Here is a 19981-nt window from a genome sequence, read left to right on the forward strand (position 1 = left end):
GCTCAGAAGCTCGTGATGACGGTCGCGCCGACGGACTGGAACTTGTCCATGTTCATGAGCGCCTCGGGTGCCGCGCCGATGCTGATCTTGTCGCCAACCAGCCGGGCCGGGTCTAGTTTGCCGCTCTCGACCATATCGAGCATCGCACCATACCGATGCGCTTGCATCCCGTGAGAGCCGAGCAACTCGATTTCTTGGCCCACAATTTTAGGCATTGGCACGGCGGGGGCCGCGTGATCGCCCAGCATCAGGCCCACCTGAACATGCTTGCCACGCGGGCGCAGGCAAAGGATCGAATTCGTCATCGTCGCCGGATGCCCAAGCGCATCGAGCGAGACATGCGCACCGCCTTTAGTGATTTCTGCGATCGCGTCGACCACGTCGCCCTTGCCATCAATTGCCGCGACCGCACCGAGATCCTTGGCCAGCGCCAGTTTTTCCGGGTCCAGATCAACGCCGATTACATTCGCCCCCGCCGCACTGGCAATCATCACCGCAGAGAGACCGACGCCACCGCAGCCATGCACGGCAACCCACTGTCCTGCACAGACCTTGCCTTGGTCAATCACCGCACGGAACGACGTGGCAAACCGGCATCCCAGGCTGGCGGCAGTGGCGAAATCCATTGCCGCAGGCAAAGCGACCAAGTTCAGGTCAGCCTGATGGATCGGCACGTATTCTGCAAAGCTGCCCCAATGGGTGAAGCCCGGCTGCTCCTGATGCAGACACACTTGCTGTTGACCAGCATGACATTCGCTGCACGACCCGCAACCGCAGACGAACGGCACTGTGACCCGGTCGCCCACGTTCCAGTTCTTCACGTCCTTGCCAACCGCCTCGACCACACCGGCCAGTTCGTGGCCGGGGATGTGCGGAAGCTCTATGTCACTGTCGTGACCCATCCAACCGTGCCAGTCACTGCGACACACACCGGTGGCTTCGACCTTAAGCACGACACCGTGCGGTTCCGGTGACGGGTCTGCTACGCGCACGACCTTGGGGGCTTCTTGGAATTTCTCGAACAGGACAGCTTTCATGGCAGGGTCTTTCGATTGTATCGGCTGGTTGAGTGGAAGCTATCAAACACTGGCGAAATTAGCTTGCTATTCTGCCTCATTTTAGAACTACTTAGAGCAGAAAGACCTCATCACTTGGAATTACTGAGGACATTCTTACCTTGCCCAGCATCGACACAGTCAACGCACAGATTCTTGAACTACTTCAAAGCGACGGGCGCATGACCAACGCCAAGCTAGCTGAGCACCTCAACATGAGCGAAACGCCGTGTTGGCGGCGGCTGAAGAAACTGGAAGAGATGGGCATCATCGAGGGTTACCAAGCCCAGCTCAATCGCCGAATGCTGGGGCTCGGCGTCATGGCCTTCGTTCAACTGAGTTGCTCAGAGCACGATCAAACTGCCACAGCCGAATTCCAACGCATTATCGAAGTTACGCCCAATATCCTCGCCTGCCATAACACCACGGGGGAGGACGATTTCTTACTTATCGTGGTCGCTCGCGATCTGGACGACTACAGCGCCTTTGTTGACAGCACCTTGCGGCGCCTGCCTGGTGTGACCAGCATTCGCTCAAACCTTTCACTTAAGGAAATGAAGGCGTCGAGCAAGCTGCCTGTGCGTGTTTCAGAGCGATGATCAATACGCCATTCCAGCAGCGGACATTCGTGCAAATGCATCGAAAGGCATAGTCGCCCCGCACTGTGTAAATTCACCGGCTCCAGATCATCGCAGCCGCAGCGAACGGCAGGAACGGCGGGCCGCGCCGCGGCATAAAATCTCGGCTGGCTGCATCTAACGGCCGAGTTTGCAAAGGGCACTCCCTGCGCAAAGCGGACACTCAGTGCGGCCAGTCTGCACTTGCAGCGAATGCCAGCAAGGTCCCGCAGACGGTGAGTTCGGTCATCTCCAGATTTTGGTCGCGCGGTGAATCACCGGGAAGCGGGCTGCGCCTGCAGCAACGTGAAGGTAGATCGAAGGTCCGTAATGGGCCGCAAAGCATACTGACCTGTTGATACTGCGATACCGCAGCGCATCCGAGGACTGTTTGCCTGGGGCCGCCTTAGTTGGGCCAAAGGGCGGTTTGAGGGTGGAACTGCGACCAGGCAAACCAGAATGCCTGATGGCTTCCCAGGTCGGAACCGTTCGCATCAACAGCCTTCACGCCGCCGGCCTCAAGCTGCAGGCGGACGTTTTCATAGGAAATCCTGCTGCCGCGCTTCAGTGCGGCTATCGCCTTGCTGCGCTGGAAGGCTACAGGTTTGCCTGAGGCCGTCACAACGCCAATGACATCTTCATGAACCGGCAGGCGCGGGTCGACGTCTCCGACCGGGAAAATCGGGCCATTGGCGTCCCGGCCGTTCCGGAAGTCAAAGTTGCGGCCAAGCGCCAGCGCCTCCACAAGCACCGTTGTTTCGGGATGTGCCCGTTTCCAGGTTCCCCAGTCCGTCGTTACGACGGAGGCCTGTTTCAGCTGCAGGTTCCTCTTCGCCAGCGGGCCGGTTACGGCCTTGCCCAGAAATGTATCGAACACTGAGTACGTATTGACGTCATACATGACCTTGTTGGATCGGATCAGCAGGCCCGAGGTGCGCAGGACCGGACGCTCAATCCCCGCAGGCAGCTGATCCGTGAAATAGGCCTGGGCTGAACCGCACAACGTGCAGTAGGGAATGCCCAGATCCCGGCCGCCAAGGGTGTCGTTCACCATTTCGCGCACTTCCATGATGCGCCGCGGATAGGCGCGGTATTCACCGTTCACCTCAACTCCAAAGACGATGTCGCTGTCTTTCAGCCAAATGGCTTCTTCAGCACTGCTCACCTCGGGATTGTCAGCGGCGGGAATGCAATTGCAGGTGCTGTCTGTAGTGCCGTAAGCGCGGTCATCGATCATCACGCCGCCCCAGGAGACAAGCCGCCAGTCGATCCCGCCCTCTGCAAAGATCCTGTCCCAGCCGGGAATGACGCTGGTGAATATGGCGCGTTTCACGGACAGGTAGTCTGGAGGCGCCGGAATGTCCCATGCAATAAGGTGGTCGGTGATGGCGCCCCAGCTATTGCGTCTGGGCAGTTTCTTGTCCAGCAGGCTGGAAGCTGATCTGGTCAGAGCCGCGTTGATGCCGGGCTCAGAGACGAAACGGAGCAGATCACTGATGATCCAGACCAGCCGCGGGTCGCCGGACGCGGTGATTTCCTCCAGCGCCAGGTTTTGATCCGGCCCCCAGGCTTTCTGCTTGAGGCTGTCAACAAAGGCCACCTGAACGGCGGAACGCAGGCTGCCGGAAAGCGGCCCTGCCGGAGTTGCGGGCGGGGCGCCAAAAGCGTCGATCACATAGTCCGGCAGGACTCGCGCTTCCTGCGCGCTTGGAACGGCAGACCAGGAAAGAGAGAGCGCAACGAAGGACGCAAGCAAGAAACCGCGGGAAGGAAAGCCGGTTGCGGTAGGCATGGGATGGCCTCTCGTGTGAATGCTGTTTCAATATGCTTACTGGCTGCGGCAGTGACAGCCGGAACGGTGGTCAGATTGCCCCGGCGCAGACGCGGCTAGGTTCGAGGAGGCTAGGCTCAAACACGCTGTGCGGCCAATCACACCTGCATCAATATTCTGTGGACCGCTGCAGAACGCATTTAATGCGTATGTTCACGGGGGGCGCCATAGAAGCCGCGTCCCGTGACTTTCAGCTCCATTGGGGAAGATCCGGCCCCTGTGGTGTGATCACCTTGGTCCACAGGGCAAAGGTATCGCCCGGCCTTGCTTCAGGAACCGCAGTATGACCGCGGCACCGGATGCGCAGTCTCTGACGGAAACGCGCGCGGAATGCAGCCATAAGCGCATCGGCCACATCTGGCGGGCTGGTGATCCACAGGCCTGCCACGTGCGGAGCAACCGCCGCGATCAAGGCTCCCCCGGTCCAGCGATGCATGCGCCGCCCGCGCCGCACAGGCAAGCCAGGCAAGTAACCGCCCGCAAGCAAAGGCTGTGCGAGCAGGAGCCTACACAGCCTCCTGCGGTTCGGACTTCATTTTGCGGCGGCGTTGCAGCACATAAATGCCACCCAGCAACAGCAGCGCCGGGAAGTAGAAGATTTCCTGCGGCGGACGGTCCGCCTCAACCTCGATCTCCACAACCTCCCAGTCGAAGTCGATCTTCAGCTGCTCGGCCGGCCCGCCAAAGGTCAGGTTCTCAACAAGATACCTGCCTTCCTCGGCACGGAATTCGATCCCGGCGCCATTGGCCAAACGGGCCTCCCCGCCCTCCCCCGCAGCGCCAAGCGGCAGCAGGTAACGCGCATCGACCATGTCGCCCTCCAGGCTTTCGCCTGCCAGCCGCACCCGCAGGCTGGCGTTGTCCGGTGCGCCTTCGGCAAGCGCATAGATCTCCGCGGCCGGGCGGATCTCAAACTCATCCGCCACCTGGTTCAGGAAAAAGTCCGGCCGGAACAGGATGAAAGCACAAAGGATCAGCGCCGCGCTTTCCCACAGCTTGGACCGGGTCTGGAAATAACCCATGGTGCCCGCCGCAAACAGCAGCATGGCAATCAGCGCGGTGACGAAGACGACCACCGCCTGCACCGGCCCCACGTCGATCAGCAAGAGATCGGTGTTGAAGATGAACAGGAACGGCAGCAGCGCGGTGCGGATCGAATAAAAGAACGCCTGGAACCCGGTCTTCAGCGGATCGCCTTTGGAAATCGCGGCGGCAGCAAAGGAGGCCAGCCCCACCGGCGGTGTCACATCAGCCATAATCCCAAAGTAGAAGCAGAACATATGCACCGCCACCAGCGGCACGATCAGCCCGTTCTGTGCCCCCAGCTCAACCACAACCCCGGCCATCAGCGAGGACACAACAATGTAGTTGGCTGTGGTCGGCAGGCCCATCCCCAGCACAATCGAAATCAGAGCGACGAAGAACAGCATCGCCAGCAGATTGCCGCCCGACAGGAACTCGACAAACTCCGCCATCACCTGGCCGATCCCGGTCAGCGTCACGGCGCCGACGATGATGCCCGCCAGCCCCATTGCGGCGGCCAGCCCCACCATATTGCGCGCACCGGTGATCATGCCTTCCAGCGTCTGGGCAAACCCATGATCAAAGGCCGCGCGCAGGCTGCCGGTGCCGCGGAAGAACGCCTTGAGCGGATCCTGCGTCAGCAGGATCATCAGCATAAAGACCGAGGACCAGAAGGCCGACAGACCCGGCGACTTCCGCTCGATCATCAACAGATACATTAGCAGGAAGATCGGCAGCAGGTAATGCAGCCCGGTCTTCAGGATCACCCGCGCCGGCGGCAGATGCAGCATCGAGTCGATGCTGGTCTCCAGATCCGGCCGCGCCGCGGCATAGCGCACCGCGGCGACATAGGCCGCCAGCAGCACCGCCACCAGCACCGGGGTTGAGACCGGCCCGATCAGCCCTTCGGTCAGATCCACCAGCAGCCCGGTCAGCCACAGCGTGCCGCCGCCGATCACGATCGAGGAGGCGATGATGAAAATCGCGCCCAGCATGAACTTCACCGGATGCATCCGCGAGGTGCCGGTCATGCCCATCTTCAGCGCTTCCAGATGCACGATATAGACCAGCGCCATGTAAGAGATTGCGGCCGGCACGATGGCGGTTTTCACCACCTCCACATAAGAGATGCCGACGTATTCGGTCATCAGAAAGGCCACCGCGCCCATCACCGGCGGCGTCAGCACACCGTTGATGGAGGAAGACACTTCAACCGCGCCCGCCTTGGCCGGGCTGAACCCCACCCGCTTCATCAGCGGAATGGTGAAGGTGCCGGTGGTCACCACATTGGCAATTGCAGATCCCGAAATCAGCCCCGTCGCGGCCGAGGCGATCACCGCCGCCTTGGCCGGCCCGCCGCGCAAGTGGCCCAGGGCAGAGAACGCCAGCTGCAGAAAGTAATTGCCAGCCCCTGCCTGGTTCAGCAGCGCGCCAAACAGCACAAACAGGAACACAAACCCCGACGACACGCCAAGTGCGACACCAAACACCCCTTCGGTGGTCAGCATCAGGTGGCTCATCGCCTTGTTGAACGAGGCCCCCTTCCACTGCACCATCTCCGGCAGCCCGTCCCAGGAGCCGAAGAACACATAGGCCAGAAAGAAGATCGCCACTCCCATCAGCGGAAAGCCCAGCGACCGGCGCGCGGCTTCCATCAGCAGCAGGATGCCGATGCCGGCCATCACCAGATCCGTCGTGCTTGGAATACCTGTGCGCGACGACACCCCGGCGTAATCCCACGCCAGGTACGAGGCACTGATGGCACCGGCAATGGCCAGCAGCCAGGTCAGCGCCGGGATCCGGTCCCGCGGGCTGGAACGGAAGGCGGGAAAGGCCACAAAGGCCAGAAACACTGCAAACCCCAGGTGGATGGCACGGGTCTGGGTGTCGTTCCAGACACCAACCCCCAGAATGAACGGCAGCGGCGAGGCAATCCACAGCTGGTAGATGGACCACACCAGCGGCACCGACCACAGCATATTGGCGGAAAACCGGCCCTTCGGCGCGCGCGCTCCGGTATCGGCTTCGGCCACAATGTCCTCCAGTCCAGCGTCACTGGTCTGGGGCGATGTCTTTGACGGGGTTGCTGCATCGGTCACGGCGGGTCTCTCCCTCTTCGTTGTCTTCCGGGGTGAAACGAACTGCCCCCGCATCCAGGGCGGGGGCAGTCAAAGGCGCAGGCGTTACTTCCAGCCGCGCTCCTGGTAGTACTTCAGAGCGCCCGGGTGGATTTCCGCGGTCAGCCCGTCAGAGACCATTTCGGACTCATTCAGATTGGCAAACGCCGGGTGCAGCTTTTTGAAGGCATCGAAGTTCTCGAAGATCGCCTTCACCACCTCATAGACCACCTCGTCCGAGGCTTCAGCCGAGGTCACGATGGTGGCCTTGGGGCCCCAGGACGGCAGGTCATCGGGGTTGCCCGGATACATGCCGCCGGGAATGGTGGCCGCGGCATAGGCGGTGTTCTCGTTCAAGAGCTTCTCGATGCCGGCACCGGCCAGCGGGATGATCTTCACATCGCAGGTCGAGGTCGCTTCCTGGCTCGAACCGTTCGGCAGGCCCGCGGCCCAGATAGTCGCGTCGATCTTGCCGTCGCACAGCGCCGCCGCCTGTTCGGAGGACTTCAGCTCCGCCGCCAGGGTGAAATCGTCAACCGACAGGCCTTCGTATTTCATCAGGGTTTCGGCCAGAACGCGGGTGCCCGAGCCGGGGTTGGCGATGTTGACCTTCTTGCCCTTCAGATCGGCGGTGGAGGCAATCCCGGCATCGGCACGCGCCATCACATGCATCGGCTCCGGATGCACCGAGAACAGCGAGCGCAGGCCGGCGTAAGGGCCGTCTTCGGCAAACTGATCGGTGCCGTTGATCGATTTCACCTGCACGTCGGACTGGATCACGCCAAAGTCCAGCTCGCCGGAGCGGATGGTGCGTGCGTTGTAGACCGAGCCGCCGGTCGACTCGACCGAGCAGCGGATGCCGTGTTCCTTGCGGTTCTTGTTAACCAGACGGCAGATTGCGCCGCCGGTGGGGTAGTAGACCCCGGTCACGCCGCCGGTGCCGATGGTGACAAACTGCTGCTCCGCCGCCGCAGCCGAGCCGCCGCTCAGCGCCAGGGCAATGGCCGCGCCAATGAATTTCGTGGTTTTCGACATGTTTTCCTCCGTGTCTGCTTGATCCAACCGGTTGTCTGAGGCACTCCGCACAGGCGCCGCAGTCTCCGGTTTGCTGGCCGCATTGGGGTAGCAGCGCCGGGGCCGCCTGCGTGAGAGACGAAAAAATTCCGCTGCCAGCGTAATTTTTCTGCCGTCCCCTGCGCCTTGCCGCACCGGAAGGGCCGCGCGTAGAGTTGCGGTGCAACTGGAATGAAAGGCTGTCCCGGACCATGACCCGGCTACTCTCCGCCCTCCTGCTGGCCTGTGTTACGGTGCTGGCCGCCCTGCGGCCCGCAAGCACGGCTGCCGAAACCTGGGTGATGGGCGCGATGGAGGATTTTGCGCCTTTCAACTACATGGACAATGGCACTTTCACCGGTATCGACGTCCAGATCATGGACGAGGCCGCCGCCCTGATCGGCGTCACGCTGGACCACCGCCCGGTGCCCTGGAAACGGATGCTTCTGGATTTTGAGGGCGGCAAGTTCGACGGGGTGTTCCAGCTCACCCCGACCACTGCACGCTTTGAAAAATGGCACCTGACCGGCCCGCTGCGCACCACCCGCTCAGTCTACGTGACCCGGGCCGACAGCCCGCTGCAAGATATCCGCTCGCCTGCGGAACTGGACGGGATGGTGGTCGGCCTGGTTGCGGGCTTCACCTATGAGGAAAGCTTTGACAGCAACCCGGCCATCCGGCGCGAGATGTCGCAGGACGATTTCAACAACATCCGCAAACTGCTCTTGGGCCGCTCGGACGTGATTGTCGGCGGCCATGCCACCCTCGCCTATACCGCCCGGCAGCTGAACGCCTGGGACAAGCTGCGGGTGCTGCCGACCCCGCTGGTGGAACTGGGCCGCTACGCCGCCTTCCCGCGCACAGCCGAGGGCGCCGCAAAGGCTAGGCGCCTGCAGCAGGCCCTGGATGAAATGCACGCAAGCGGCCGCATCCAGGAGATCATGCACTCTGCGCTGAACCGATGAGGCGGCTGCATTTTCAGAAAATGGGCATCACCCCCAAGATTGCCCTCGCCGCAGCAGCGCTTGGGGTGCTCTCGGGGCTGATCCTCGGCGTTTTCACCCTGGTTCTCGAAAGCAGCCAGCGGGTCGGGACCGCGCGGCTGAACGCCGACCGGGTGGTGCGCGCCACCCTGCCCCGGGCGGAAGTCGCCTATTGGGAGGTCGACGTGCCGGACGTCGGCGCCATTCTCGCTGGTCTGCTGGCCGATCCGGTGATCACCAAAGTCTGGATCGAAGACCCGCTTCTGACCGATGCGCTGCGCAAGAGCACCGGCCTGGGCGACTTGTCTGCCGCCGATCCGCCGCCTGCCGGCCCGCCGCTGATCGCCCGCCTCCTGGGCATGCCCGGCAACGAAGCCGAAACCCACCGTTATGCGCTCCTCAGCCCCCGTGACGGGTCCGAGATCGGCCGCCTGAACGTCACCTTCTCCTTCCACGGCGTGCAGGCGGAAATGGTGGCCCGCGGCTTTGTGGTACTGGGCTCCAGCATCCTGCAAACCCTGCTGGTGACCGCCGTCATCTTTCTGGCCATGCAGCAAACGGTGATCCGCCCCATCGCCCGGCTGCAGTCCGCCGCCCTGCGGGTGCGCGACGGCCACCGGTTCGAGCTCAAGGGCCGCGACCGCAAACTGTTCGACGTCAGCCGCCGCGATGAGATCTCGCGCCTCGCCCGCGCCTTCCGCCGCACCGTGGGCGAGCTGGAAGAGAGCCGCGACAATCTGCAGGGCCTGGTTGACGAGCGCACCCGCGAGCTGGTCACCGCCCGCAACGAAGCGGTCGAGGCCTCGCAGGCCAAATCCACCTTCCTCGCCAATATGAGCCATGAGCTCAGAACCCCGATGAACGCCATTATCGGCCTGTCGGAAATCCTTCAGCGTGACGGCTACACCGACCAGACCCGCCGCCACCTGACCGACATGCGCGCCGCCGCCGCTCATCTGTCGCAGAACATCGACTCAGTGCTGGATCTTTCCAAAATTGAAGCGGGCGAGTTGAACCTCGAACAGGTCTGGTTTCCGCTGGATGGGTTCCTGGACACGGTGATGACCCAGACAAGGGCGCTGATGCAGGACAAGCCGGTGCGGCTTGGCTGGCAATACGCCCCTGACCTGCCCGGAGAAATCTGCGCCGACCCGCTGCGCCTCAGGCAGGTGATGATGAATTTCGCCTCCAACGCGGTGAAGTTCACGAGCCAGGGCGAAATCCAGCTGGAGGCCGGCTGCAGCCTGCGTCCGGGCCGCAGAACCCTGCTGACCCTTGGGGTTCGGGATACCGGGATCGGTATCTCACCCGATCAGCTTGAGGAGATCTTCAAACCCTTTGGGCAAGCCGACAATTCAACCACGCGCGAATACGGCGGCACCGGGCTTGGCCTGTCAATTGCCCACCGGCTCGCCGGCCAGATGGGCGGGCAGCTGAAGGTCGAAAGCGACAAGGGAAACGGGTCCTGCTTCACGCTGGAAGTCGAACTGCCCTGCCGGATGCCGGACCCGGACGGGCCACAGGCCGGCAGGCTGAGCCTCCAGGGGCAGGCAAAACCGCTGCAGCAAATCCGGATCATGGCCGAACGCGCAGGATACACCGTGGTTGAGGATCCCAGCGTGGTTCAAGTTGCCATCGAAGACAGCTTTATCCGTGTTTCGGTTCCCGGCCAGGACCGGCAGCCCAAACCTGTTGCTCTGCCGCTGACCCATCAGGAGTTCGCGGCGGCCGTGAAAGGGCTGGATCACAGCAGGGATCAAACGCCGGATCTGCCTGACGCCCTGGCCGGCCGGGACGTGCTGGTGGTCGAAGACGACCGTATCAACCTGTCGGTCTTTGTGGCTCTGGTCGAAGGCTTGGGCGCGCAGGTGCGCACCGCCCGCAACGGGCTGGAGGCGGTCGAGCAGGCCGCCCAGGCCTTGCCGGACCTGATCCTGATGGATCTGCACATGCCCCTGATGGATGGCCACCAGGCGTTCCAGGTTCTGAAAGCCGAGTATGGCACGCAACTTCCGCCCGTGGTCGCGGCCTCGGCCAACGCCACATCGGAAGAGCACCGGCGCTGCACCGCCGCGGGGTTTGCCGGCTTCCTTTCCAAGCCGATTGACCCGGCGCGGCTGAAGGAGACATTGCAGCAGCTTCTGCCGGGGAACCAGCCGCAGCCGGGTATCAACCACGCCAAGGGCCGGTTCTATGCCGGCGGCGACGAGGCGCTTTACCAGCAGAACCTGGTGCGGTTCCGCAAACGGCTTGAGGATTGGATCTCGCGCCTGTCCCAGCCGGGAAACACCCAAAGCAGCACGGAAATTGCGGAACTCCTGCATGTGATCCGCGGCGCGGCCGGAACCATCGGAGCAGAAGGGCTGGCCCGTTTGGCAGCGCAGGCAGAAGCAGGACAGGCGCAGGCAAAGGACTTGCTTCCGGTCATGCAAGAGCTTTTGCAGGCCTTGCCGGACCAGGGGCCAAGGCCTGCCGGCATCGGATCTGCCGCGGTCTCGCTCACCCAATTGACCCGGCTGATTGAAAGCAACGATGTTGCGGCGTTGGGGGCCGCCGAAAAATTCGTGCAGGCCGCCAGCGTGAACGCCCCTGAGAGCTCCGGTGATGAACTGCTCAAGGCATTGGAACGGTTAGACTTTCCTTCAGCCCGAGCGGCGCTGGAGGCGCTCGCCCAAAACCTTCAAGACGACCGGAACTGATCGATCTCGCCGGCAAGGCGGGCCAGAATGCCTTCGGCCCGCTCCAACCGGTCGGCCCGCCGCGACAAGAGATCCGCCAGGGCCGCGCTGGATTGGCGCAGCTCGATATGGGTGCGGATGCGCGCGCGCAGCACAGCCGGCACCACCGGGCGGGAGATAAAGTCGCAGGCGCCCAGCTCCAGTCCCCGGGTTTCATCGCCGGGATCATCCAGGCTGGTCACGAAGATCACCGGGATGCCGGCCAGGCTGGCAGTTGCCTTGATCTGGCGGCAGGTCTCATAACCGTCCATGCCCGGCATGCGGATATCCAGCAGGATCAGATCGGCAGTTTCTCCCGACAGGTAAGACAGCGCATCCTGCCCCGATGTCTGCGCAATCACCCGGTAGCTGTCGCACAGCAGGCCATGCAAATGGTGAATATTCTGGGGCGAGTCATCGACAATCAGCAGGGTTGGCAGATCATCGCTGTCAGCCGGCGGCAGCAGGTCCGCCGCGTCCGTAGGCGGACTTGCGGTTTCACCGGCCAGCTCCTGCGCCACCGAGGCAATGGCCCAGAGATTGGGGGACACCGTGCTGAAAAACTGCTCACCCAGCGGACCCATCGCAGCCCGGTTGGCGTCGCGCTCGAAAAGCGTCACGCCAAGATGCGTCTCAAGGGTGCGGATTTGGCGGCTCACCGCCTCGCGCGAGACATTCAGTTCTTCTGCGGCGGCAGTGAAAGTGCCAAGCCGGGCTGCCGCTTCAAAGGCCACCAGCGAAGTCAGCGGCGGCAGTTTCTTTTTCAGATGCTTCATGAGGCGCCATCAGACGCGAAACCCTGCGTCTGCTCAAGGGAGGATCGGGACATTTGCGCAAACCGCCTGCCGAGACGCGCTTTCAGGCCGGAGTGAGGCCGTCCGCCAGCCGGCGGGCGCTGCGGACCGCCTCCTCGCCATGCAGCGGCCAGCTCTGGGTCAGCCCTTCAAAGATGAGCGACAGATCCATCTCCCTGGCTTCCAGGCCGGCGGCGCGGGCAGCCCTGGACGCTATTTCGCCCTTATGGCGCTTCAGCAGTTCCCGCAGGCGGCCATCCTGAGGGGCCGCCGCAACGGCTGCATGAAACAGGCACCCCCGGGGCGCCTCCTGAGCCATCCACTGTGCAATCCGGCTGAGGATCGCGTCCAGCGCATCCGGTCCGCCCTCCGGCAAGCCATCAAACACATGCGCCAGATAACGGCGATGGCGGTGCTCCAGCGCGCTCAGCACCATCTCCCCGCGCGACGGAACATATTTGTAAAGCGTGCGCATGCTCACCCCGGCAGCCTCCCGCAAGGCTTCAACAGCGGGTTCGGCAAAACCGTATTCGACAAACGCCTGTTCCAGGCCGGCGGCAATTTTCGTGGCGGTATCCGTCATGCTTGACCGTGTAAAATGTTCATTCTACCAATGCAAGTAGAATGGTGATTCTACATGGAGGCAAGAAAGATGCCGAACAGCAAAATGACGGGCGTGGTGCTGACCGGGCACGGCGGGCCGGAGGTTCTGGAGTACCGAGAGGACCTGCCCGTGCCCAAGCCGGGCCCGAATGAAGTGCAGGTCCGGGTGCGGGCTGCCGCGGTGAACAACACCGACATCAACACCCGGACCGCCTGGTACTCAAAGGGCGACGGGGAGGCCGGCGACGCGTCCTGGACAGGCAAGGCGCTGGAGTTTCCGCGTATCCAGGGCGCCGATGTCTGCGGCGAGATCACCGCCGTCGGCCCGGGCGCCGACCCCGCCAGGCTGGGCGAGCGGGTCCTGATCGAGCCCTGCCTCCGCGAGGTGGGCGGAACTGTTCTGGAGACCCCCTGGTACTTCGGTTCCGAATGCGACGGCGGGTTTGCCCAGTTCACCTGCGTTGCCAGCCGCCACGCCTACCGCATCAGCAGCGATCTGACCGATACCGAACTCGCCTCCTTTCCCTGCTCCTATTCCACCGCCGAGAATATGCTGACCCGCGCCAGCGTGTCGGCCGGCGACACCGTTCTGGTCACCGGCGCCTCAGGCGGGGTCGGCTCGGCCGCGGTGCAGCTGGCCCGGGCGCGCGGTGCAACCGTCGCCGCCGTCACCAGCCCCTCAAAGGCTGATGCACTGCGGGAGCTTGGCGCCGCGCGTATCCTCAGCCGGGACGACGATCTGCTGGCAAAGCTCGGTGCAAACAGCGTCGACGTTGTGATTGACCTGGTCGCAGGGCCCAAGTGGCCTTCGCTTCCCGAGGTGATGCGCCCCGGCGGGCGTTACGCCGTGGCAGGCGCCATTGGCGGGCCGATTGTCAGCCTGGATGTGCGCACCCTTTACCTCAAGGATCTCAGCTTCTTTGGCTGCACGGTTCTGGAACCCGAAGTCTTCGGCAACCTGGTGCGCCGGATCGAACGCAGTGAGATCAAACCGCTGGTTGCAGAAACGCACCCGCTCAGGGACATTGCCACAGCACAGGAAAATTTCGGCAAGAAGGGCCATACCGGCAAGATCATCCTCGAGGTTCCATAATGGCAAAGCCCATCACCGCCCCGGACTTCATCCACAGCCTGCAGCCCGGGGACATTCCGGCCAGCGTTCTGCACATGGCCAAACGCTGCCTGGTGGACACATTGACAGTCTGGGCGGCAGGGGTTGAAACGGCCCCCAGCCGGATCGCACGGGGCCATGCCGCGCGGCGCTATCCCGGCACCCTGCCGATGCCGTTCGACGGCCGCCCGGTCAATCCGGTGGGCCTTGCCTTCTCCGGAGCGGCTAGCATCGACGCGCTTGATGCCCATGACGGGCATCAGGTGTGCAAGGGGCACGCCAGCGTGGCGCTGGTGCCCGCACTGATTGCCGAGCTGGGCAGCCGTGATTGCACGCTGGATGCGTTCCTCTGCCACTTGATCGCAGGAGAGGAGATTGCTCTTCGCGCGGCGCTGTCCCTGCATGCAACCGCGCCGGACTATCACTCGTCAGGTGCCTGGAACGCGCTTGGCTGCGCTGCCATCGCCTGCCGCCTGCGGGCGCTGCCGCCCGAACAGATCCGCGAGGCGCTTGGCATTGCCGAATACTACGGCCCGCGCGCACCGATGATGCGCTGCATCGACCATCCGGCCATGGTCAAGGACAGCAGCAGCTGGGGCGCCCTGACCGGGATCTCCGCCGCCGACCTGGCCGAAGACGGCTTTACCGGGGCCCCTGCCCTGACTGTCGAAGCACCGGAAGTCGCAGGCATCTGGAGCGATCTCGGCCACCGCTGGCGCATCCTTGAAAGCAACTTCAAGGCCTACCCGGTCTGCCGCTGGGCCCATCCGCCGGTCGAAGCCGCACTCTCCCTCATCCGCGCTGAGGACATCCGCACGGACGACCTCAGCCGCATCACCGTGACCACCTTTCACGAAGCCACCAGATTGTCGGTCCGCCGCCCCAAGGACGGGGACGCCGCCCAGTACAGCCTGCCGCTTGCGGTTGCTCTGGCGCTGAAATTCGGAACAATCCTGCCCGGGCACCTGTTGCCGGAAGCCTACGATAAACAGGAAATCTGGCGCCTCGTGGATCTTGTCGACTTTGAAGAATCCGAGGACTGCAACGCCGCCTTCCCGGATGAGCGCTACGCCTCGGTAACCCTGACCCTCAGCGACGGCCGCCGGTTCACCTCGGAGTTCAAAGCCGCGCGCGGCAATTTTGATGCGCCGCTGACCGACCAGGAGCTGATTGAGAAGATGGAGCATTATACCGCCGCCCGCCTGACCGCTGGACAGCGCGCGGCCCTGGCCGGCCTGCTGACCGGCAGCAGCGGCCCGGATTGCACGCAGCTGCTGGATATACTCCGGACTCCGGCCCCCTAGCGCTGCTTCGCCAGCCGCTGCTCCCGGTAGCGCTTGGGCGTCTCGCCGAACTTGGTCTTGAACCAGCGCGAGAAATGGCTGCTGTCGGAGAACCCGCATTCATAGGAAATCTGGGTGATCGTGCGTTTCGAGTTCATCAAACGCCAGCGCGCATGCTGCAGCCGCATGTCGCGCCAGACCTCCTGCGGCGTAGCCTTGGCGTGCTGCAGGAACACGCGGTTCAGCTGGCGGACGGTGGAGCCCAGCATTTCGGCCAGATGTTCGGTTGTGTCGGGTTCGCGCAGCTTTTGCCGCATGATCCTGATGGCCTGTTCAACCCGCCAGTTGCCGCATTCCTCCAGATCCTGGTAGGGCAGGCGGCCGACCTCATGGGCTGAGCGGTGCTCGTCCACCACCAGCGCCGTCAGCCCTTTCATGCCGCGCGACCGGCCGCAGTGCTCGATCAGGATTTCCACCGCCAGGTCGATTGCCGCAGTGCCGCCCGGGCAGGTCAGAATATCGCCCTCGGAGACGTACAGCTCGTTTTCCACCGGCACCACATCCGGGAACATCCGCATGAATTCCGGCCGGTGATGCGCATGGATTGCCGCCCGCCGCCCGTTCAGCAGCCCGGTCCGCGCCAGCGCAAAACTGCCGGTGCACAGCCCCACCAGCTTGGTGCCCTTGGCATGCGCCTGCCGCAGGAACTCATAGGTATCCGGATGCACGCCTTCGAGCTGGTCAATCAGCCCGCCGACCACAACAATGTAGTCGTACGCGCCGGCCTCGGCATACGTCTTCCAGGGGGTGATCGCCATGCCGGTGCTGGAATGCACCGGTGCCAGATCATGTCCCAGCACCTCCCAGTGGCAGAAGATCTGGCGGCTGCGGTCCGCCTCGTCCGAGGAATGCCGCACCGCATCGGCAAAACCAGCCAGGGGCAGGATGGTAAAAGCAGGCGTCAGGATGAAGGCAAAGCGCACATCCGGTTCCTGCCCGTCGGGCCGCTCCGGGGTCCAGAACTCCATTTTCGCGCCTTTCTGTCCGGGAAACGTCCGTTGCATCCTATTCCTGGACTGCTGCGTTCCGCAAGTTTCCGCCAAAACGTAAGGAGAAACGATGCGCTGGAACAAGACAGTCACCGTGATCGGCGCCCATGCCGAAGGCGAGGTTGGCCGGGTGCTGACCGGCGGGGTGCTGGACATCCCAGGCGCCAGCACGCTGGAGAAGATGCAGTACCTGCAGGCCAATGACGCGCTGCGCCAATTTGTGAACAAGGAGCCGCGCGGCTGCGCCCAGATGACCACCAACCTGCTGCTGCCGCCCGCGGCACCGGGTTCGGATGCGGCCTTTATCCCGATGCAGGCGGATGGCACCCACGCGATGTCCGGCTCCAACGCCATGTGCGTCACCACCGTACTGCTGGAGACCGGCATGCTGGAGATGCAGGAGCCGCAGACCACCGTGGTGCTTGATACCGCCGCCGGGCTGGTCAAGGCGGTGGCAGACTGCCGCAACGGCCGGGTCGAGCGGGTGACGCTCGATTTCTTCCCAGCCTTTGCCGAGCATCTGGACGCGCCGCTGGAGGTCGCGGGCCTTGGCACCCTCACTGTCGATGCAGCCTTTGGCGGCGTCTACTACGTCATGCCCCGCGCGCAGGAACTGGGCTTCCGCATCGGACCGGACATGGCGCAGGACATGGTGTCGCTCGGTGCCCGCATCAAAGCCGCCGCGCAGGAGCAGCTGCCGGTCCAGCACCCTGAGACCGCCGCCTTCAACAGCATCGATTTCCTGATGTTCACCGATGAGGTGGACCCCAGCCGGAACATCTGCCGCAACGCCACCATCATGCCGCCGGGCCGGGTCGACCGCTCCCCCTGCGGCACCGGCACTGCCGCCCGGCTCGCAGTGATGCACGCCAAGGGCCAGGCCCGGCCAGGGCAGGAATTCCGGATGCGCTCGACCATCAACTCGGAATTCACCGCCTCGATCCTGGGCACCGCCGCGGTTGGGGGCCGTCCCGCCATCCTGCCGCGCCTGTCGGGCCGCGCCTGGATCTACGCCACCATGCAGCTGGGCGCCGATCCCAGCGATCCCTACCCGCTCGGCTATACAATGGCGGACACTTGGGGCACCGGAATCGAACATGTGATCCCCGGGCTCTAGTCTCTGGCTCGCCAGAAAACCAATCCTCCCCACTGGACCGGCCGCCCTGCGCGCCGGTCTTTTTTGTTCAGCACTCAACGAAACCCAAGTCTGCTACATTATGAAAAAGGGCCATTTTATACAATTATACCCGTGAAATCCTCTCCTATCCTTTCCTCAGAGCCGCCGCTTCCGGCGCTTCTTGGAACCTGAAACGGGAGGAAAACCATGTTCTCGAACCTCAACCGCCGCGCGGTTTTGGGCGCTGCCGCCGCCGCGGCGCTCAGCTTTACCGCCCTTGCCGCCTCAGCCGAAACCACCCTGCGCCTGTCGCATCTGTCGCCGCCGGAAAGCGACATGGACAGATGGGCGCATGAGTTTGCCTCCCGCGTTGCAACCGAAACCGATGGCCGCATCGACGTCCGCATCTTCCCGGCCAGCCAGCTTGGCGACTGGGAGGAAGTCTACGAACAGCTGAGCCAGGGCGCGGTTGATCTGGCGATCCAGTCGGTGTCCACCAAATTCGACTCCCGCCTGGCGCTGACCTGGTTCCCCTACACTGCGGTTGACTACGACAGCGCCAAGGACGCCTGGAACACCGGCGGCTTCCTGTTCAACATCGTCAACGACCTGATCGAGCCGCAGCAGATCCAGGCTCTGGCGCCATATGCCTTTGGCCTCGGCGGCGTGGCCGTGGGCAAGCCGGTGGCCGATCCCAAGAACCCCGATGCCGATCACAGCGATCTGAAGATCCGGGTCTGGCCCTCGGGCGTCGGCACCCACAAGCCGCTGTTGGAGCGCCTCGGCTATTCCACCACCACCATGCCCTGGGCCGAGCTTTACACCGGCGTGCAGACCGGTGTGATCGACGGCATGGTCGGCGGGGTGCCGGAGAACGCAGTGCGCGACTGGAACGGTGTGGTCGACACCTGGCTGCAGCTGAACGACCACTTCGAGATCAACTGGCTCCTGGGCTCTGCCTTCACCATGGCCAGCCTGTCCGAGGAAGACCGCGCCGCGATCTCCAAAGTGGCCGCGGAACTGGCCACCGAACGCTTTGACGCCGTTGAAGCCGCCGACAACGGCTATTTGCAGCAGCTGCGCGATGCCGGGGTGACCGTGGTCACTTATTCCAAGGATGAGATCGAAACCATGGCCGCTGCCGTGCGCGCCGATGCCTGGCCGCAGATGAAGCCCGAGATCGGCGACGAACTCTATGAGCTGATCCAGAGCCACTACGGCAAGTAACGGAAAAGACCCCGGAGGGCGCCCGCCCTCCGGACCGCCCGCGCGGGAGGGACCCATGCTTCAAGAACGGCAAACCCAAATCCAAAACCCCATCTGGCAGCTCAAGCTGAAGATCCAGCGCCTGGTGATGTTCGTCACCAGCATCGCCTTTACCACCGCGGTCTTCCTGCAGGTGGTGACGCGGTATCTGTTCAACTACTCGCTGTTCGGCATCGAGGAGTTCGCCAGTTTCGCCGGCGTCATCATGTATTTCGTGGGCTCGGCCTACGCCACGCATGAGCGCAGCCATATCTCCGCCAGCCTGGTCGACACCATTTTTGGCGAAGGCCGCATCACCGCCGGTGTGCATGCCTTCACCCGGCTGCTGGCTGCGGTGTTGACGATCTACATTCTGGTGGTGATGTGGGACCTGCTGGTCTTCACCGAACGCATGAACACCAAATCGACCGAGCTCAGGGTCCCGATGATCTGGATCTACGGCACCATGTTTGCAGGGCTCGCCCTCACCGCCTTCTACTTCCTGCTCGAATTCTACGACAGCCTGCGCGCCGCCATCCGGCACACGCCCGCTGAGGAGACCGCCCAATGAGCACCCTGATCCTGCTGGATGTCGCCCTCTTGGTGACACTGATGATCCTCGGCGTGCCGGTCGCCATGACCTTTGTCGCCGCCGCCGCCTTCCTGATCATCTTCGGCGACTACAACTCCACCACCTTCCTGATCACTTCCGGCTATTCCAAGGTCTCCTCGGTGGTGCTGCTGGCCATCCCGCTTTACATCCTGGCAGGCGGCATCATGACCCAGGGCGGCATCGCCAAGCGTCTGCTGGACCTGGCCGACAGCATCCTCGGCCGCTACCGTTCCGGCCTGGGCGTGGTAACCGTGATCACTACGGCGATCTTCGGCGCGATTTCCGGCATGGCTTCCTCCGCCGTCGCCGCCATCGGCTCCATCGCTATCCCGCGCATGGTGGAACAGGGCTATGACCGCGGCTATGCCACCTCGCTGGTCAGCTGCTCGGCGGTGCTGGCGCTGCTGATCCCGCCAAGCGCCACCATGATCCTCTATGGCTGGGTCACCGGCACCTCGATCGCCGCCAGCTTCCTGGCGCCGCTGATCCCCGCGCTGATCCTGATTGCATTGTTCTCCTTCTGGAACATGGTGCTGACCCGAAGCATGGAGATCACCGTGGCCGAGCCGCAGCCCTTTAACATGCAGATGAAAACCGTGTTCCAGCGCTCCCGCGAGGCCGGCTTTGGCCTGGCGATGCCGATGATCATCCTCGGCTTCATCTACGGCGGCATCACCACGCCCACCGAAGCGGCGGCCGTTGCCGTGGTCTATGCGCTGCCGGTTGCATTCCTGATCTACCGCGAGCTCACCTTCAAATCCTTCTACGAC

At 63.3% G+C, this 19981-nt stretch carries 16 protein-coding genes; 9 read left to right on the forward strand and 7 right to left on the reverse strand.

Annotated elements, in window-relative coordinates; translation table 11 throughout:
- Window positions 1–2: 2 nt before the first annotated feature.
- On the reverse strand, window positions 3–1037 hold the full coding sequence (locus RA20_RS09310) for a zinc-dependent alcohol dehydrogenase family protein (protein WP_039127246.1): 1035 nt from the start codon (window positions 1035–1037) through the stop codon (window positions 3–5).
- A gap of 140 nt (window positions 1038–1177) precedes the next feature.
- On the opposite strand from RA20_RS09310, the gene RA20_RS09315 reads away from it, so the two are divergent.
- Complete coding sequence (locus RA20_RS09315) at window positions 1178–1654, forward strand: Lrp/AsnC family transcriptional regulator (protein ID WP_039127249.1); 477 nt, start codon at window positions 1178–1180, stop codon at window positions 1652–1654.
- Window positions 1655–2078: 424 nt separating this feature from the next.
- Here RA20_RS09315 and RA20_RS09320 read toward each other — a convergent pair whose 3' ends face one another.
- The 3 genes from RA20_RS09320 to RA20_RS09330 all read right to left on the reverse strand — a co-directional run bounded on the left by RA20_RS09320 (window position 2079) and on the right by RA20_RS09330 (window position 7678).
- Window positions 2079–3464, reverse strand: coding sequence for a DUF3179 domain-containing (seleno)protein (locus RA20_RS09320; protein ID WP_039127252.1), 1386 nt, complete (start codon window positions 3462–3464; stop codon window positions 2079–2081).
- Between the two features lie 545 nt (window positions 3465–4009).
- Window positions 4010–6679, reverse strand: a complete 2670-nt coding sequence (locus RA20_RS09325; protein ID WP_082017969.1) for a TRAP transporter permease — start codon at window positions 6677–6679, stop codon at window positions 4010–4012.
- Window positions 6680–6709: 30 nt separating this feature from the next.
- A complete protein-coding gene (locus RA20_RS09330; RefSeq protein WP_039127258.1) occupies window positions 6710–7678 on the reverse strand; it encodes a TAXI family TRAP transporter solute-binding subunit in 969 nt (322 codons plus the stop codon).
- A gap of 230 nt (window positions 7679–7908) precedes the next feature.
- Here RA20_RS09330 and RA20_RS09335 point away from each other — a divergent pair, with 230 nt between their 5' ends.
- Together RA20_RS09335 and RA20_RS09340 are read left to right on the forward strand one after the other, a co-directional pair.
- Window positions 7909–8661: a substrate-binding periplasmic protein gene (locus RA20_RS09335; RefSeq protein WP_039127261.1), complete on the forward strand. Its 753-nt coding sequence runs from the start codon at window positions 7909–7911 to the stop codon at window positions 8659–8661.
- A 20-nt stretch (window positions 8662–8681) separates the two neighbouring features.
- On the forward strand, window positions 8682–11378 hold the full coding sequence (locus RA20_RS09340) for an ATP-binding protein (RefSeq protein ID WP_152618469.1): 2697 nt from the start codon (window positions 8682–8684) through the stop codon (window positions 11376–11378).
- Here RA20_RS09340 and RA20_RS24610 read toward each other — a convergent pair.
- Both RA20_RS24610 and RA20_RS09350 read right to left on the reverse strand, forming a co-directional pair.
- Window positions 11360–12172, reverse strand: coding sequence for a response regulator (locus RA20_RS24610; RefSeq protein WP_052248913.1), 813 nt, complete (start codon window positions 12170–12172; stop codon window positions 11360–11362). The two genes, RA20_RS09340 and RA20_RS24610, sit on opposite strands and share 19 nt — an antisense overlap.
- 82 nt (window positions 12173–12254) lie before the next feature.
- The gene (locus RA20_RS09350) at window positions 12255–12773 is read right to left on the reverse strand and encodes a TetR/AcrR family transcriptional regulator (RefSeq protein WP_039127266.1); all 519 of its coding nucleotides are present in this window, start codon (window positions 12771–12773) and stop codon (window positions 12255–12257) included.
- 69 nt (window positions 12774–12842) lie between these two features.
- Between RA20_RS09350 and RA20_RS09355 the strand changes: the two genes are divergently transcribed.
- Window positions 12843–13886 carry an alcohol dehydrogenase family protein gene (locus RA20_RS09355; protein WP_241482228.1) on the forward strand — a complete coding sequence of 348 codons (1044 nt, stop codon included), beginning with the start codon at window positions 12843–12845 and terminating at the stop codon, window positions 13884–13886.
- Window positions 13886–15208, forward strand: a complete 1323-nt coding sequence (locus RA20_RS09360) for an MmgE/PrpD family protein (protein WP_052248914.1) — start codon at window positions 13886–13888, stop codon at window positions 15206–15208. Before RA20_RS09355 ends, RA20_RS09360 begins: the two co-directional genes overlap by 1 nt.
- On the opposite strand, the gene RA20_RS25350 is transcribed toward RA20_RS09360, so the two are convergent.
- Window positions 15205–16215: a GlxA family transcriptional regulator gene (locus RA20_RS25350; protein ID WP_052248915.1), complete on the reverse strand. Its 1011-nt coding sequence runs from the start codon at window positions 16213–16215 to the stop codon at window positions 15205–15207. The two genes, RA20_RS09360 and RA20_RS25350, sit on opposite strands and share 4 nt — an antisense overlap.
- Window positions 16216–16306: 91 nt before the next feature.
- On the opposite strand from RA20_RS25350, the gene RA20_RS09370 reads away from it, so the two are divergent.
- From RA20_RS09370 to RA20_RS09385, 4 genes are all read left to right on the forward strand, one after another.
- Window positions 16307–17353: a proline racemase family protein gene (locus RA20_RS09370; RefSeq protein ID WP_039127271.1), complete on the forward strand. Its 1047-nt coding sequence runs from the start codon at window positions 16307–16309 to the stop codon at window positions 17351–17353.
- Between the two features lie 207 nt (window positions 17354–17560).
- Window positions 17561–18580, forward strand: a complete 1020-nt coding sequence (dctP, locus tag RA20_RS09375; RefSeq protein ID WP_039127272.1) for a TRAP transporter substrate-binding protein DctP — start codon at window positions 17561–17563, stop codon at window positions 18578–18580.
- Between the two features lie 55 nt (window positions 18581–18635).
- A complete protein-coding gene (locus RA20_RS09380; RefSeq protein WP_039127274.1) occupies window positions 18636–19169 on the forward strand; it encodes a TRAP transporter small permease in 534 nt (177 codons plus the stop codon).
- Window positions 19166–19981 (forward strand): TRAP transporter large permease subunit (locus tag RA20_RS09385; RefSeq protein ID WP_039127276.1); only part of this gene is annotated, 816 nt, incomplete at its 3' end. The genes RA20_RS09380 and RA20_RS09385, both read left to right, overlap by 4 nt.

Source organism: Leisingera sp. ANG-Vp (genome assembly GCF_000813725.1).
In the GTDB taxonomy this organism is placed as follows: Bacteria; Pseudomonadota; Alphaproteobacteria; order Rhodobacterales; family Rhodobacteraceae; genus Leisingera.

Coding starts and splice junctions, on each gene's coding strand:
- RA20_RS09310 (WP_039127246.1), bottom strand. CDS start 1,037: ATGAAAGCTGTCCTGTTCGAGAAATTCCAAGAAGCCCCCAAGGTCGTG.
- RA20_RS09320 (WP_039127252.1), bottom strand. CDS start 3,464: ATGCCTACCGCAACCGGCTTTCCTTCCCGCGGTTTCTTGCTTGCGTCC.
- RA20_RS09325 (WP_082017969.1), bottom strand. CDS start 6,679: ATGCGGGGGCAGTTCGTTTCACCCCGGAAGACAACGAAGAGGGAGAGA.
- RA20_RS09330 (WP_039127258.1), bottom strand. CDS start 7,678: ATGTCGAAAACCACGAAATTCATTGGCGCGGCCATTGCCCTGGCGCTG.
- RA20_RS09335 (WP_039127261.1), top strand. CDS start 7,909: ATGACCCGGCTACTCTCCGCCCTCCTGCTGGCCTGTGTTACGGTGCTG.
- RA20_RS09340 (WP_152618469.1), top strand. CDS start 8,682: ATGGGCATCACCCCCAAGATTGCCCTCGCCGCAGCAGCGCTTGGGGTG.
- RA20_RS24610 (WP_052248913.1), bottom strand. CDS start 12,172: ATGAAGCATCTGAAAAAGAAACTGCCGCCGCTGACTTCGCTGGTGGCC.
- RA20_RS09350 (WP_039127266.1), bottom strand. CDS start 12,773: ATGACGGATACCGCCACGAAAATTGCCGCCGGCCTGGAACAGGCGTTT.
- RA20_RS09355 (WP_241482228.1), top strand. CDS start 12,843: ATGCCGAACAGCAAAATGACGGGCGTGGTGCTGACCGGGCACGGCGGG.
- RA20_RS09360 (WP_052248914.1), top strand. CDS start 13,886: ATGGCAAAGCCCATCACCGCCCCGGACTTCATCCACAGCCTGCAGCCC.
- RA20_RS25350 (WP_052248915.1), bottom strand. CDS start 16,215: ATGGAGTTCTGGACCCCGGAGCGGCCCGACGGGCAGGAACCGGATGTG.
- RA20_RS09370 (WP_039127271.1), top strand. CDS start 16,307: ATGCGCTGGAACAAGACAGTCACCGTGATCGGCGCCCATGCCGAAGGC.
- dctP (WP_039127272.1), top strand. CDS start 17,561: ATGTTCTCGAACCTCAACCGCCGCGCGGTTTTGGGCGCTGCCGCCGCC.
- RA20_RS09380 (WP_039127274.1), top strand. CDS start 18,636: ATGCTTCAAGAACGGCAAACCCAAATCCAAAACCCCATCTGGCAGCTC.